The organism is Nonomuraea insulae (assembly GCF_042656245.1).
The window spans coordinates 1-14,886 of sequence record NZ_JBHSPA010000072.1; the positions used below are offsets into that span (position 1 = coordinate 1).

13 protein-coding genes are annotated in these 14,886 nt (G+C 72.2%); 1 reads left to right on the top strand and 12 read right to left on the bottom strand.

Features of this window, described 5'->3' with window-relative positions; genetic code table 11:
• Window positions 1-56: 56 nt before the first annotated feature.
• Genes ACFPZ3_RS49665 through ACFPZ3_RS49680 form a run of 4 tightly spaced genes read right to left on the bottom strand, consistent with a single transcriptional unit; the run spans window position 57 to window position 6,808 of the window.
• The gene (locus ACFPZ3_RS49665) at window positions 57-1,448 is read right to left on the bottom strand and encodes a GH1 family beta-glucosidase (protein WP_379521429.1); all 1,392 of its coding nucleotides are present in this window, start codon (window positions 1,446-1,448) and stop codon (window positions 57-59) included.
• A 1-nt stretch (window position 1,449) separates the two neighbouring features.
• Entirely contained in the window at window positions 1,450-3,720 is a 2,271-nt protein-coding gene (gene yicI, locus ACFPZ3_RS49670) for an alpha-xylosidase (protein ID WP_379521430.1), read from the bottom strand.
• Window positions 3,717-5,774 carry a beta-galactosidase gene (locus tag ACFPZ3_RS49675; protein ID WP_379521431.1) on the bottom strand — a complete coding sequence of 686 codons (2,058 nt, stop codon included), beginning with the start codon at window positions 5,772-5,774 and terminating at the stop codon, window positions 3,717-3,719. The genes yicI and ACFPZ3_RS49675 overlap by 4 nt, the downstream gene beginning before the upstream one ends.
• An 8-nt stretch (window positions 5,775-5,782) precedes the next feature.
• On the bottom strand, window positions 5,783-6,808 hold the full coding sequence (locus ACFPZ3_RS49680) for a LacI family DNA-binding transcriptional regulator (RefSeq protein WP_379521432.1): 1,026 nt from the start codon (window positions 6,806-6,808) through the stop codon (window positions 5,783-5,785).
• A gap of 114 nt (window positions 6,809-6,922) precedes the next feature.
• Between ACFPZ3_RS49680 and ACFPZ3_RS49685 the strand changes: the two genes are divergently transcribed.
• Window positions 6,923-7,111, top strand: a complete 189-nt coding sequence (locus ACFPZ3_RS49685) for a hypothetical protein (RefSeq protein WP_379521433.1) — start codon at window positions 6,923-6,925, stop codon at window positions 7,109-7,111.
• Here the strand turns inward: ACFPZ3_RS49685 and ACFPZ3_RS49690 are convergent.
• From ACFPZ3_RS49690 to ACFPZ3_RS49725, 8 genes are all read right to left on the bottom strand, one after another.
• Window positions 7,108-8,067, bottom strand: a complete 960-nt coding sequence (locus ACFPZ3_RS49690; RefSeq protein ID WP_379521434.1) for an arabinan endo-1,5-alpha-L-arabinosidase — start codon at window positions 8,065-8,067, stop codon at window positions 7,108-7,110. The genes ACFPZ3_RS49685 and ACFPZ3_RS49690 overlap by 4 nt on opposite strands.
• 315 nt (window positions 8,068-8,382) lie before the next feature.
• Entirely contained in the window at window positions 8,383-8,925 is a 543-nt protein-coding gene (locus ACFPZ3_RS49695) for a dihydrofolate reductase family protein (RefSeq protein WP_379521435.1), read from the bottom strand.
• A 52-nt stretch (window positions 8,926-8,977) separates the two neighbouring features.
• On the bottom strand, window positions 8,978-9,994 hold the full coding sequence (locus tag ACFPZ3_RS49700; RefSeq protein WP_379521436.1) for a LacI family DNA-binding transcriptional regulator: 1,017 nt from the start codon (window positions 9,992-9,994) through the stop codon (window positions 8,978-8,980).
• Window positions 9,991-11,079, bottom strand: a complete 1,089-nt coding sequence (locus ACFPZ3_RS49705; RefSeq protein WP_379521437.1) for a Gfo/Idh/MocA family protein — start codon at window positions 11,077-11,079, stop codon at window positions 9,991-9,993. The genes ACFPZ3_RS49700 and ACFPZ3_RS49705 overlap by 4 nt, the downstream gene beginning before the upstream one ends.
• Window positions 11,076-11,924, bottom strand: coding sequence for an amidohydrolase family protein (locus tag ACFPZ3_RS49710; RefSeq protein ID WP_379521438.1), 849 nt, complete (start codon window positions 11,922-11,924; stop codon window positions 11,076-11,078). Before ACFPZ3_RS49710 ends, ACFPZ3_RS49705 begins: the two co-directional genes overlap by 4 nt.
• Before the next feature lie 158 nt (window positions 11,925-12,082).
• On the bottom strand, window positions 12,083-12,541 hold the full coding sequence (locus ACFPZ3_RS49715) for a VOC family protein (RefSeq protein ID WP_379521439.1): 459 nt from the start codon (window positions 12,539-12,541) through the stop codon (window positions 12,083-12,085).
• Window positions 12,538-13,791, bottom strand: coding sequence for an ABC transporter permease (locus ACFPZ3_RS49720; protein ID WP_379521440.1), 1,254 nt, complete (start codon window positions 13,789-13,791; stop codon window positions 12,538-12,540). The genes ACFPZ3_RS49715 and ACFPZ3_RS49720 overlap by 4 nt, the downstream gene beginning before the upstream one ends.
• On the bottom strand, window positions 13,781-14,886 hold a 1,106-nt coding region (locus ACFPZ3_RS49725), incomplete at its 5' end, for a sugar ABC transporter ATP-binding protein (protein ID WP_379521441.1). The genes ACFPZ3_RS49725 and ACFPZ3_RS49720, both read right to left, overlap by 11 nt.

Below are 14,886 nucleotides of genomic sequence, written 5' to 3' on the forward strand. Positions count from 1 at the left end.
CAATCACCCGGTCACTGACCGCCTACGACCACTGACCGGAGATCGGACTTACTCGTCTAGGAGGGCAGCTTGCCCGCGGCCACCACGTCGCGGTACCAGTGGGCGCTGTCCTTCCAGGTGCGCTCCATCGTCTCGCGGTCCACGCGCAGGATGCCGAACCGCTTGGCGTAGCCGTGCGCCCACTCGAAGTTGTCCATCAGCGACCACACGAAGTAGCCGCGCACGTCCGCCCCGGCCGTGATCGCCTCGTTCACGGCCGACAGGTGGCGGTGCAGGTAGTCGACGCGGTCCAGGTCGCGGACGCGGCCGTCGGGGGAGACCTGGTCGGGGAAGGCCGCGCCGTTCTCGGTGATCATGGTGGGCAGGTCCGGGTAGTCGCGGTGCAGGCGCAGCAGCAGCTCGGTCAGACCGGTCTCGTCGATGTTCCAGCCCATCTCGGTGTACGGCCCCGGCTGCTTGACGAACTCGATGTCCTCGCAGGCGATCCACGGCGAGGTGGCCCCGTCCTGGTGCCCGTCGGCGGTCTCCCTGGCGCCGTCGCCGTCCCACTGGCGTACCAGGGTGGGGTTGTAGTAGTTGACCCCCAGCACGTCCAGCGGCTGGCAGGCGGTGGCCTCGTCGCCGTCGCGCACGAACGACCAGTCGGTCACCGAGGCGGTGTCGGCGATCAGGTCGCGCGGGTAGGCGCCCTCCAGCATCGGGCCGAGGAAGGCCCGGTTGGCCAGCCCGTCCGCGCGCCGCACCGCGTCGGCGTCGCGCTCGGACACGCCGCGCACGTGGTGCAGGTTGAGCGTGACCGACATCTGCGCGCCCTTGGCGGCGGTCGAGCGCAGCGCCTGGACGGCCAGGCCGTGGCCCAGGTTCAGGTGGTGCAGGGCGGCCAGGGCGGCGGCGGGCTCGGTCCTGGCGGGGGCGTGCACGCCGGAGGCGTAGCCGAGGTAGGCCGAGCACCACGGCTCGTTCAGCGTGATCCAGGTGCGGACGCGGTCGCCGAGCGCCTCGCCCATGAGCCGGGCGTACTCGGCGAAGCGCCGCGCGGTGTCGCGGTTCGGCCAGCCGCCCGCGTCCTCCAGCTCCTGCGGCAGGTCCCAGTGGTAGAGCGTGCCCACGGGGGCGATGTCCCTGGCCAGCAGGCCGTCCACCAGCCGCTGGTAGAAGTCCAGGCCCGGCCCGTTGACCGGGCCGCGCCCGCCCGGCTGCACGCGCGGCCAGGAGATGGAGAAGCGGTAGGCGCCGACGCCCAGCGCGGCCAGGTGGTCGAGGTCCTCCTCCAGCCGGTGGTAGTGGTCGCAGGCCACGTCGCCGGTGTCGCCACCCGTGACCAGGCCAGGGGTGTGGGAGAAGGTGTCCCAGATCGACGGGCCGCGGCCGTCCTCGTTCCAGGCCCCTTCTACCTGGTAGGCGGCGGTGGCGGTGCCCCACAGGAAGGTCTCGGGGAAGGCAGGCATGTCACTCCTTGGCGCTGAGGATGATCTCGATGTGGTCGATCTCCGGCGCCGCGGCGGCGAGGGTGCCGGCGTGGCGCAGGTTCCAGGGGGCGGGGGCGCCTTCAAGGCGGCGGCCGTGTACGCGGTCGCCGTCGCGTGACACCTCGAACACGGCAGCGGCGCGGCCGTCGAGGGCGGGCACGGTGACGGTCGTGGCGGAGCCGTCGGGGAGTTCGTAGGCGTCGAGGGTGACGCCGTCGGCGTAGTCGTAGTCGGGACGGTCGTCGCGGGCGCCGGTGGCGATCACGGCGCCCGGTCTGACCAGCAGCGGCAGGCTGTCGAAACCGTGCCGCTCGGTACGCCAGCCAGGCCCGGTCACCCGCTCCCCGTCGAGCAGCCGCGTCCACACCCCCTCAGGCACGTAGTACGAAATTTCACCATCCGCCGACAGCACGGGCGCGACGAGGAGGTCCGGGCCGAGCAGGTACTGGGCGTCCAGGTGGTCGCAGGCCCGGTCCCCGGGGAACTCCAGGTGCATCGCCCGCATCATCGGCAGCCCTTCGGCGGCGGCCTGGACGGCGGCGGCGTACAGGTAGGGCATGAGCCGCGCCTTCAGCCGCGTGAACGACCGCAGCACCGTCACGGACTCCTCGTCGAACAACCACGGCACCCGGTACGAGCCGCTCCCGTGCAACCGGCTGTGCGACGACAGCAGCCCGAAGGCCACCCACCGCTTGAACACCGCCGGGTCGGGCCGGCCCTCGAACCCGCCGATGTCGTGGCTCCAGAACCCGAACCCGCCCAGCCCCAGCGACAGCCCGCCGCGCAGCGACTCGGCCATGGCCTCGAACGTGGACTCGCAGTCGCCGCCCCAGTGCACCGGCAGCCGCTGCCCGCCCACCGTGGCCGAGCGCGCGAACAACACGGCCTCGCCCCGCTCGGCCAGCACGTCGTGCACGGTCTGGTTGTAGATCAGGCTGTAGTAGTTGTGCATCCGCTCGGGGTCGGAGCCGTCGGCGTAGACGACGTCGGTCGGGATACGCTCGCCGAAGTCGGTCTTGAACGCGTCCACCCCCATGTCGAGCAGCCCTCGCAGCTTGCCCGCATACCATTCGCGGGCGGCCGGCGAGGTGAAGTCCACCAGCGCACGGCCGGCCTGCCAGTGATCATCCTGCCAGACCGTGCCGTCCGGCCTGCGCAGCAGGTGCCCGGCGGCGGCCCCCTCGTCGAACAGCGCCGACGCCTGCCCGATGTAGGGGTTGATCCACAGGCAGACGCGCAGCCCGCGCTCCTTCAGCCGCCGCAGCATGCCCTCGGGGTCGGGGAAGACCTCCGGGTCCCACTCGAAGTCGCACCACCGGAAGCGGCGCATCCAGAAGCAGTCGAAGTGGAACACGCTCAGCGGCAGGTCCCGCCCGGCCATCCCGTCCACGAACGAGGTCACCGTGGCCTCGTCGTAGTCGGTGGTGAACGAGGTGGACAACCACAGCCCGAACGACCAGGCGGGGGGCAGCGCCGGACGGCCGGTCAGGGCGGTGTAGCGGCGCAGGATGGCGGCGGGGGACGGCCCGTGGATGATCAGGTACTCCAGGTCGTGGCCCTCGGCGCTGAACTGCACCCGCGACACGCTCTCCGAGCCGACCTCGAACGACACCCGCCCCGGGTGGTTCACGAACACGCCGTAGCCGCGGTTGGTGAGGTAGAAGGGGACGTTCTTGTAGGCGATCTCGCTGCTGGTGCCGCCGTCCTCGTTCCAGATGTCGACCGACTGGCCGTTGCGTACGAGGGGGCCGAAGCGCTCGCCGAGGCCGTAGACGAGCTCGCCGGCGCTCAGCCGGAGTTGCTCGACCATGAAGTGGCGGGCGTCGGCGTCGTGCATGACGCCCAGGCTCTTGCCGCCGCTGCGGGTCAGCTCGCGGCCGCCGGCGGTGAAGGTCATGTCCCAGGGGGCGTCCCTGCCGACCCGTACGGTGAGGTCGCCGCTGGTCAGGCTCGCCTCCGCGGCGGTCACGGCGATCTTCACGTCCGGGTGGTCGTCGCGCACCTCGAAGACGGGGGAGTCCGGCACCGCGCCGGCGAAGTGCACCGTGCGGACGCGGATCACCTCCGGCATCGGCGAGGACAGGTCCACCCGCAGGACCGGGCCGTCGATCGTGTCGCCGCGCCGGGTGATCCGCCGCGTCGGGGCGAGGACGCGCAGCCCGCCGTCGTCCGCGGTCACGTCGAGGGCCGCGGTGGCGTAGTCGCCCCGGACGCCGGGACGCATCCGCCAGTAGCCGTCCTTGAACTTCATGCCGCTCCGTTCTCGAGGGGGCGCAGGGCGGCGACCGCGCGGGGCGCCAGCGTGACGTGCTCTTTCACGGGCGAGCCGGTCAGCAGGTCCTCGGCCGCTTCGGGGATGGGCACGCGTGCGCTCTCCGTGCCGTGGTTGAGCAGGAACAGGACCTCGCCGCGGCGCACCGCCTCCACGCCGCGGGGCAGCACAGGCAGCCCTGGCAGCACGCCGCTCACCCCGGCGTCGGCCAGCGCCTTTCCGGCCAGCTCGGCGAGGGCGGCGGGCTCGGGCATGGTGGCCACGTACCAGGCGACACCCTCGCCGCTACGGTGCCGCGTCACCGCGGGCCGCCCGGCCAGGTCGCCCTCGGCGAACTCGGCCACCACCTCGGCGCCCTCGGATTCGAGCAGCTCGGTCCAGACCCGCGCGCCGAACTCCGCACCGATCTCTGGGCCGATCTCCGCGCCGATCTTTGGGCCGATCTTTGGGCCGCCGCTCCAGCGGCAGCGCACCGGCCGGTCCTCCGGCGCGGGCAGCCACTCCTCGCCGGAGGCGCCCAGCACCTCGCGCAGCGGCGCCGGGAACCTCCCGGTACGCACCTGCGCCCACGGGTCCACCACCCCCGAGAACGGCCCCACCACCAGCACCCCGCCGGCCCGCACGTACGCGGTCAGCGCCGCCGCGTCCTCGTCACCGACCAGGAACAGGTTCGGCACCACCACCAGCGCGTACGCGGACAGATCCCCCGACGGCGGCACCACGTCCACGCTCACCCCGCGCTCGAAGAACGGCACGTAGTAGTCGAGAAGCTGGTCGACGGCGTTGAGCCGGTCACTGGGCCGCCCCCGCTCCTCCAGCGCCCACCAGCTCTCCCACCCGAACACCATCGCCACCCGCGCCGGCACCGGCTCGCCCGTCACCTCCGCCAGGCGGCGCAGCTCCTGCCCGTGCGCGCGCACCTCGGCGTGCAGCCGCGTCTCCGCGCCCGCGTGCGGCACCATCGCGGCGTGGAAACGCTCGGCGCCGAAGCGGGAGGCCCGCCACTGGAAGTAACACAGGCCGTCCGCGCCCCGCGCCACCGCCTGCAACGACTCCAGCCGGAACTGCCCGGACGGCTTGGGCAGGTTGTGCGGGCGCCAGTTGACCCCGTTCGTGGCCTGCTCCATCAGCAGCCACGGCCGCCCTCCTGCCAGGCCGCGCATCAGGTCGTGGGTCAGCGCCGTCCTCGCCGGGGTCAGCGGGTTTCCCGGCTCCGGGTACCAGTCGTTGGCGACCACGTCCTCCTCCGCGGCGACCGACCAGTAGTCCAGCCGTTTGAACAGGCCCATGAAGTTCGTCGTGACCGGCGTGCCAGGCGTGCGCGCCCGCAGCACGTCGCGCTCGGCAAGGAACTGGCCGAGCAGGGCGTCGGAGCAGAAGCGCCACCAGTCGAGGCGCTGGGAGGGGTTGATGATGTACGGCGCGCGGCGCGGCGGCACGATCTCGGCCCAGTCGCCGTACCCCTGGCTCCAGAACGTGGTGCCCCACGCCTCGTTGAGCGTGCCCAGGTCGCCGTAACGCTCCTGGAGCCACGCACGGAACGCGGCGGCCGAGACGTCACAGTGGCAGACCTCGCCCAGTTCGTTGCCCACGTGCCACAGCGCCAGCGCCGGGTGCCCGGCGTACCGGTCGGCCAGGGCGGTGACGATCTCCAGGGCCCGCTCGCGGTAGACGGGGGAGGAGGGGCAGAACTGGTTGCGGGAGCCGTACCAGAGCCGGTGCCCGTCCTCGTCCACCGGCAGGGTCTCCGGCCACCGGTGCCCCAGCCAGGGCGGCGGCGAGGCCGTCGGGGTGGCCAGGTCCACCGCGATCCCGTTCGCGGCCATCAGGTCGAGCACCCGGTCGAGCCAGCCGAAGTCCAGCCTGCCCGGCTCGGGTTCGAGCCTGGCCCAGCTGAACACGCCGACCGTGACCAGGTTGACCCCGGCGGCGCGCATCAGCTCCGCGTCCTCGGCCCAGACCTCCTCCGGCCACTGCTCCGGGTTGTAGTCCCCGCCGAACAGCAGCCCGCGCCCCTCGGTGAGTGTGTGCATGCCGAGCTTCACGATGTGACCCCCTCACGCGGCGGCGCGGAGCTGTCCCCCGCCACCAGCCGGCAGGGCACGAGCCGCTGCCGCGGCGGCCCGTCACCCCGCAACCGATCGATGAGCATCTGGGCGCCGAGCCGGCCCAGTTCGGCGCTGGGCGGCTCCAGCGTCGTCAGTCTGGGGTGGAACATCTCGGCCACCCGCGCCGAGGACAACACCAGCAGCAGCGTCAGGTCCTCGGGTATGCGCCAGCCGCGCCGCGCCACGGCCGCGATCACGCCGACCGCCGCGTGGTCGTCCATCACCGCCAGCGCGGTCACGTCCGGGTGCTCGGCCAGCAGCCGGTCGAACGCCTCGCCGCCCTCTTCCGCCGAGCCTGGACGGAAGTCGCCGACGTACCCGATGCCGGCCTGGCGCGCGGCGGCGGCGAACTCCGCCCCGGCCCGGATCGACGGGCCGTACTGGGCCGCGTAGGTGCCGGCGGACAGGTTGAAGAAGGCCAGCTTGCGGTGCCCGAGTCCGGCCACGTGCGCCACGGCGTCCCCGGCGGTGGCGGCGAAGTCGATGTCGGCGTAGTCGATCCCGGCGGGGTCGCGGGTCCGCCCGATCATCGCGAACGGGACCCCGGCGCCCGAGAGGAACCGTGCGCGCTCGTCGTCGAGCCGCACCTCCATCAGCAGCACGCCGTCCACCAGCCCCAGGCCGGTCAGGTGACGCAGCTCCTCGATCGGGTCGGCGTGCTCGGGGGAGAGCAGCAGGTGATGGCCCAGCTCGCGGGCCGCCTCGGCGGCGCCGGTGGCGAACTGCATCTCGGTCGGCCCGAACCCGCTGTGCGGGGCGGGGAACAGCAGGGCCAGGATGCGGGTCCGCTTGCTCTGCAGACCGCGGGCCAGCAGGTTCGGCCGGTAGCCGAGCTCTTCCGCGGCCCGCTCGACGCGCAGCCTGGTCGCCGCGGCCACCGGCCGGGTGCCGTTGAGCGCGGCGGACGCGGTGCTGACCGCGACCTGGGCACGCTCGGCCACGTCACGTAACGAGGTCATGAGGCTCCGGGGGGTGGGCTGGCCGATTCTGGAGTCGAAACGTTTCGCACAACGCTAAAGTCCGTTTTGTGGGGATGTCAATGGCCTAAATTCGGCCGTCCGAAACTTGCGAGAATGCCATGCCAGGGAGGGCTCCCGGGAACTGTCATTACGACCGCCTGCTTCGGGGCGCTGTGGCGCTGGCTGCTGCGCGGCCCCCGGCTCGCCGCGACCTCCCCCGAACAGCCGCTCGCCGGCACGAGCGCGCAGGCCGCCGCCCGGGCGATCGTGCCCGGGCGGGCCTCCGAGAGCTTCCTCCTCTAGTACGCGTACGGCCAGCCGGCGGAGTCCCAGCCGAGCAGGTTGAGCCCGAGCTTGGGCGTGCCGTTGTCGTTGCCGTCGTAGTAGTGGTAGACGAGCAGGTCACCGTCCACGTCGGACATGACGCTCTGGCCGCCGGGTCCGATGACGCGGTCGTGGGTCTCCAGGACCGGCGTGCCGCCGCCGCTCAGCATGGACTTGCCCGAGCGGTCGGCGTACGGGCCGGTGGGGCTGGTGGAGCGGCCGACCTTGATCTTGTACGTGCTGCTGGTGCCCGCGCAGCATCGGTCGTAGGAGGCGAACAGGTAGTAGTAGTTGCCGTGCTTGACGATGTCGGGCGCCTCGACGGCGTACGGGGCGTCGGGGCGGGTGGCCAGGTGGTAGAGCGTCTGGTCGGAGGAGAGCCGCTTGCCGGTCGAGGGGTTGAGCCGGATCATGCGGATGCCGGTCCAGTAGGAGCCGAAACTCAGCCACCACCGGCCGGAGGAGTCGGCCAGGAGGTTCGGGTCGATGGCGTTGTGGTCGTTGCTCGTCGTGGTCGCGTAGACGACGCCCTGGTCGCTCCAGGAGCCGGGCTGGCCGGTCGAGCTGGTGGCCAGGCCGATGGCGGAGTTGTTGGAGCCGAAGCTGGAGACCGCGTAGTACATCAGATATTTCCCACCTTGCAGGGAAATGTCGGGTGCCCACGGGTCGTTGCCCGACGAGTACGTACGCCACCACGACGGCGGCGTACGGAACGCCGACCCGGCACGGGTGAAGGTGACGCGGTCGGTGGAGGTGCGGGCCTCCAGGTAGCCGTGGGTGGAGTAGACCACGTACCCGGACGACGTGCGGATCATCGTGGGGTCGTGCACCACGACGTCACCGGTCACCCGGCCGGGATTGGGGTAGGCCAGCGCGGCGCCCGTGAGAGCGAGCGCTGCCGCGCAGGCGGCGACGAGACGGAATAGGCGGCGCAAGGGTCCTCCTCGGATCGGGCCGGACGCTGCGCCGTGCGTCGGTGGCAATGTAGGCGCGGCTTTTACCGGCCGTCAACCCTGTCGCGGCGAGGCGTGAAACTTACATCCGAGGCGTGCCCGGCGAAGGCCGTCTGAGCTGTGGCGACGCCTGACGCGCCCGGCCGTGCCCTTGACACGACCTGTCAGCGTCCATACGTTCATGGCCGCTTTCGACCGTGATGTTAACGCTAACATCGTCCCTGTCGGAGGCTGCGCCGCGCCACCCCTGTCCGGCCGGACCGCATGCGCCCGGCCGGTGCCCGGCACTGCCCGGGGTCAGCCCGCCACGCGATACCAGAGGTTCGTGGCGTGCGGCACCTGACCGACGCTGAGCCGTTCGAGCTTGACGTTCGTCCCGCCCGGATGGTCGAAGAGGCGGGTGCCGTCGCCGAGCAGCACCGGCGCCACGATCGTGAGCACCTCGTCGAGCTCGCCCGCCTCCAGGCACTGACGGGCGACGTCGGCGCCGAGCACGTTGACATAGGCGTCGCCCGCCGCCGCCCTGGCCGCGGTGACGGCGGTGGCGAGGTCACCGACGAACTCGACGTCCGGCTGCGACGTCTGCGGAATGTGGTGGGTCAGCACGAACTGGGGCCCCTCCCAGCCGCCGCCGAACGCCTTGCCCTCCTTCTCGGTGCCCCGGTGCGGGTCGTCGCCGCGGTAGGTGCGGTTGCCCACCAGCAGCGCGCCGATCCGGCCGATGAGCTCGTCGACCAGCGGGTTCGGGCCGATATGGGGGGTCAGCCAGGACATGTCGCCGCCCGGCCCGGTGATGAAGCCGTCCGCCGACATGGTGACCGAATACAGCAGCTTGCTCATGATCCGCCTCTCCATCGGGTGTCGATGTACGGACACCGGATCATGCCGGAACTCATCGGCCGGGGGGAGCGGTGGAGCTGCGCTGGATCAGCTCGATCGGCCCGGCCAGCACCTCGGCCACCGTGTCGTCCGGCTTCAGGCTGCCCAGCAGCGTCACGCCGCGCCGGCCCAGCTCCGCCAGCGGCATCCGCACCGTGGTGAGCGCCGGGTGCAGGTAGCTGGCCAGCTCCAGGTCGTGCACGGCGACGATGGAGACGTCGCGGGGGATCTCCAGCCCGGCCGCGCGCACGGCCTGCATGGCGCCGATGGCCGAGGCCACGTTCGCCACGAACACCGCCGTCGGCGGCTCGGCGGCGTCGGAAGAGGGCGTCAGCAGCCGGGCCATGGCCGCCGCGCCGCCCGCCGGGGTGTAGTCGGCCGCCACGATCGGGCCCTCCGGCAGGCCCGCGTCGCGCATCGCCGCCGAGTAGCCGGCCGACCTGCGCGCGGCCGTGTCGGCGCGCGACGGGCCCGCGAGGTGGGCGATGCGGCGATGGCCGAGAAGCACGAGGTGCTCCACCGCGATCGCGGCGGCCCGCTGGTCGTCGAGGATGACGTAGCGCTTGACGCCCCTGCTGCGGTTGTTGAGCATCAGCCACGGGATGGCCGCCTGGTCGAGCTGCGCGGTCAGCGCCGAGTCGTCGGCGGCCCCGGCCAGCAGCAGCCCGTCGATGCGGCCCTGCCCGATCCGGTCCATGTACTCGCCCAGCCCCGCCCCGGTCGCGCTCCCGGTGACCAGCACGTATCCCTGCGAGGCCGCCTCCGCCTCCGCGCCCTTGATGATCTCGGCGTAGACCGGGTTGGCGAAGTCGGGGATGAACAGCCCGAACATGTGCGCCCGCGAGGTGCGCAGGCTGCGCGCGGCCACGTTGGGCCGGTAGCCGAGCTCCTCGATCGCCGCCAGCACCCGCTCCCGCGTCTCCGGCCGGATGTTGAGCGTCGGGTCCTTGTTGACGACGCGCGAGACGACGGCGCGATCCACCCTCGCCATCGCGGCCACGTCGGCGAGCGTCACCCGGGTGCGCATCATGTGGACGATCCTGGACGCCGGCTCTCGCCGCTGTCCATCGAACGGTAGAGCGCGTCGAGCAGGCGCAGCGTGCCGAGGTTGTCGGCGCCGGAGGTCTCCGGCTCGCCGCCCTCGGCGATCGCCCGCAGCAGCGAGCCCATCGGCCCGGCCACCGCGTCGGGCAACCAGCGCCCGGTCACCGGGTACGGCAGCCAGCCGTCCGTCGGCAGCACCCGGCTGTTGACCTCCAGGGTGTCAGGGCGGCCGTGCGGGTAGTCGTACAGGAGACCGAGGGTGCCCTTGATCGCGCCCTCGCTGCCGTCGATGCGGAAGGACGCCTCCTGGTCGCCGGTGCGGTTCTCGTGCGTGGCGTGCACCAGCGCGCGCACGTCGCCGGGGTAGACGAGCGTGCTCATCGTGCGCGTCTCGCCCTTGGCGACCTGGCCCGGCGTTCGGCTGCCGGTGCAGAAGACGGTCTCCGGGTCGCCGAGGATCGAGCGGATCGCGTCGAGGTAGTGGATGGAGTGGTAGACGATCTCCAGCCGGTCGGTGGTGACGAGCCAGTCCCACGCGCTCCAGTCGGTGAGGATGTTGACGGTGAACGTCATCGCCGTCGGCTCGCCGATCCATCCCTCGCGCACCATGGCGCGGGCGGCGGCGATGCCCTCGTCGAAGCGGAGCTGCTGGTTGACCGCGACCTTGAGCCCGCTCGCCGCCGCCAGGTCCACCAGGGCCTGCCCGGTGGCGACGTCGGGCGCGAACGGCTTCTGGCACAGCAGGTGCTTGCCCGCCGCGAGCGCCGCCCGCGCGATCGCGGGCTGCGCCCCGGGCGCGACGGCGATGTCCACGACGGCGACCCGCTCGTCGGCCAGCAGCTCCTCCAGCGAGGCGTACGTCCTGGGCACCCCGTGCCGGGCGGCCACCTCGGCGGCGCGCCCGGCGTCGAGATCGAACAGCCCGGTGATCTCCAGCCCGGCCTGCCGGTAGGCGGGCAGGTGGGCCACGTCCACGATGGCCCCGGCGCCGACGACGGCGACGGGCAGCCGGTGCGCGGCCGGAACGGCCAGGTCGGCGGCGGCCGCGATGGGCGCGAACACGTCGATCACGAGGAATCCTCCTGAATGCCGTAGAAGTGGGCCGCGGTGCCGCCGAGCACCATCGCGCGCTCGGCCTCGCTCAGCCCGGACAGCGCGACCCGCGTCTCGCGCCACACCTTGGCGTAGTCCCCGGCCAGCGTCGCGACCGGCCAGTCACCGCCGAACATCAGCCGCCCCGGCCCGAACAGCTCGACCGCGTGCTCCACGTAGGGCCGCAGCTCCTCGCCCGTCCACGTCTCGGAGGCCGCGGTGTTCAGCCCCGACACCTTGGCGTACACGCCCGGGCACTCGGCCGCGCGGGCCAGCAGCGACGCCCAGGGCTCCCAGCCCTTGTCCTTGATGGGCGGCTTGGCCAGGTGGTCGATCACCATCCGCAGCCCGGGCACCCGCTCGGCCAGCGTCGGCACGTGCTCCAGGTGCCGGGGCAGCACCGCCACCACGTCGAACGGCACCTCCTCCGCCGCCAGCAGCCTCAGCCCCTCGACCACCGCGTCCCTGACCACCCAGTCGGGGTCGGGATCGTCGTGGATGAGGTGCCTGACCCCGGCGAACCCGGGATGCCGCCGGTATCGCTCCAGCGCCCCCGCCGCCTCCTCAGGCCGGTCCAGGGGCACCCAGCCGACCACCGCGCCGATGAAGTCGTGGGCGTCGGCCTGGGCGAGCATGGCGTCGGTGTCGGCGTAGGAGTCCATCGACTGCACCAGGACCGTGCGCTCCACGCCCGCCGCGGCGAGCTGGGGGATGAGCTCCTCCGGCTCGAACGTGCGGAAGATCGGCCCGGACTCCGGAGTCAGCCACGGGTACGAACCCGTCTCCAGGTTCCAGAAGTGCTGGTGGGCGTCGATGACGGTCATCCAATCCCTCCTCGCAGATCAATCGTTTGAGTTCACAACCTAACCCGTTTCCGCACCTGCGGTGTCACACCTCAGCCGCCCTTCGGAAAGGACCTCCGCCCGCTTCGCGCCTCCCGTCTTTCGAAAGCGTTGTACGGCGGGATGGGGAAGGACGGTGGTCAGCGTGCGGGGGGTTGGACGAGTTCCAGGGTGATCTCGTCCGGGTCGAGGAAGTAGCAGGCGTAGCCGCCCTTGTTCACGCCCGCGGTGATCTCGGCCGGCGGGTTGACGAAGCGCACCCCGGCCGCCGCGAGCCGGGTGTGCTCGGCGCGGGCGTCCTCGACCGCGAGCGCGAGGTGGGCGGCGCCGGGCAGGTGGCGGGCGGGGTCGCGGGCTTCGCCGTGGGGGCGTACGTACTGGACCAGCTCCAGGTCGTGGCTGGAGACGCCGCGCGGCTGGCCGGGCACGGCGAGCTGGGCGACGCGCAGCACGGCGTCGGGATAGCCGACGAGCCGCCTGGTGTAGTCGTTGTCCTGCTCCTGCTCGTGCACCAGCGTGAAGCCGAGCAGGTCCCGGTAGAAGGCCACGGACGTGTCGATGTCGGCGACGGTGAAGGAGAAATGCCAGACGCCTCTCATCTCAGCGCCTCCTGTCTGACTGGTACCTGCGGTTTCGTCGATTCCCTTACCCGTTTGACCTGTCTCTGCCGGCCCGCGACCGTGTAGATCGCGGCGGCCACCACGACGACCGTGCCGACGATGACGCCCTGGTAGTTGGCGCCGAGGTTGAGCACGTTGAAGCCGTTGTCCAGGGTGAACAGGATGAGCGCCCCCACCACCGACTTCAGCACGCTGCCCAGGCCGCCGAACAGCGAGGTGCCGCCGAGGATGGCCGCGGCCAGCACGGTCAGCTCGGTGCCCTGCAGGCCGGTCGGGTTGATGGCCAGCAGCTTGGCGGCGAACAGGATGCCGACGAAGCCGGAGCCGAGCCCGTTCAGCACGAACGCGCCGATCTTGTAGCGGCTGACGTTGATGCCGGACAGGCGCGCGGCCTCGGCGTTCGCGCCGACCGCGTAAAGGCGGCGGCCGATCACCGTGTAGCGCAGCACCGCCCAGGTGATCGCGGCGATCACGATGAGGTAGTAGGTCGGCTTGCTCAGCCGCAGGTCGAAGCCCAGCAGCGGGCTGAGCGCGATGGCCACGGCGCCGGCCGCGATCGTGATGATCCCGGCGCGGCGGGAGCGGCGCAGCAGCACCAGCACGCCGGCGGCCGCCGCGATCACGCCGAGGACGGCCAGGACGTGCGGAACCGTCCAGTAGCCGGCCTGCAGGGCGATCAGCGAGCTCTGCGCGCCGGGGTCCTCGGCGGTGATCGTGCGGCCGTCGGTCAGGATGAGCACCAGCCCGCGCACCGCGGTCATCGTGCCCAGCGTGACGATGAAGGCGTTGATGCCGACGAGCTGCACGATCAGCCCGTTCACCGCGCCGCACAGCAGCCCCGCGCCCAGCGCGATCGCCATCGCGGCCGGCAGGCCCAGCGGCGCCACCAGGCTGAGCACGGTCGCCGCCGAGAACGCCGCCACCGAGGCGACGGACAGGTCGAAGTTCCCGCTGATCAGCACCACCGTGGTGAACACGGCGAGGATCGCGATCAGCGAGGACTGGTCGAGGATGTTGATGACGTTCGTCGCCGACAGGTACGGCGGGCGGCCCAGCTGCGCCGTCAGCAGGGTCAGCACGGCGACGATCAGCAGGAGGGCGTAGACCACGCCCGCGTTGCCCGGCCGCAGCGCGGTGGCGAACCTAGACCGCTTCCCGAGCCCATTCCCGAGCCCATTCCCGAGCCCATTCTCGGGCCCTTTCTCTGGCGGCCCCTTCTCAGGCGGCATCGTGCGCACCTCCCTCGCCGAATCCGTTCGCCAGCATCAGCAACTCCTCCTCGGATGTCTCGTGTGCCGCCCGTTCGGCGACGATGCGGCCCTCGCGCACGACCAGCACCCGGGTCGCCACCGCGAGGATCTCCTCGAACTCGCTGCTGACCACGAGCACCGCGCCTCCGTCCGCGGCGAACCTGCGGACGAGTTCGAGGATGTCGGCCTTGGCCCCGACGTCCACACCCGCGGTGGGCTCGTCGAGCATGAAGACGCGGGCGCCGCCGTACAACCATTTGCCGAACACGACCTTCTGCGCGTTGCCGCCGGACAGCTCGGTCGGCAGGGCGTCCGGGCCGGGGCAGACGATGCCGAGGTCGGCGATGGCCCGCTCGGCGCGTTCGTGCTCGGCGGGCTCGCGTGGCAGCGACCGGCCCGACGACAGGGACGTCAGGTGCGGCAGCGAGATGTTCTTCCAGATCGGGAACGTGTTCACCAGGCCCTGCGCGCCGCGGTCCTCGGGCACCAGCGCCATGCCGGCGGCCACGGCGGCACGCGGGGTGCGGCGGACCTGCCGGCCTTCGACCAGTACGTGCCCGCGCGCATGGGGGTCGGCGCCGTAGACGGCGTGCAGGATCTCCGAGCGGCCCGAGCCGAGCAGCCCGGCCAGCCCGATCACCTCGCCCGCCCTGGCCTCGAACGACACCTCGCGCACGCCGGTGGCCGAGCCGAGCCCGCGCACCGACAGCAGCACCGGCGCGTCCTCGGCGACCGGCTCGGCGCTGCGCCGCTCGACGGCCAGCAGCTCCCGGCCCACGATCGCCTGGACCAGGCGGTCCTCGTCGTAGTCGCCGGTGGCGCCCTCCTCCACGACCGTGCCGTCGCGGAGCACCGTGACGCGGTCGGTCAGGGAGAGCACCTCGTCCAGGAAGTGCGAGACGTACAGGAAGGCCGTGCCCTGGGCGGACAGCCGGCGTACGACGTCGAAGACCACCTGGCGTTCGCCCTCGGCCAGCGAGGCGGTCGGCTCGTCCATCAGGACCAGCTCCGCGCCGGTGGCCAGGGCCTGCAGGATCGCCACCATCTGCCGCTCGGCGATGGCCAGGCCGGCCA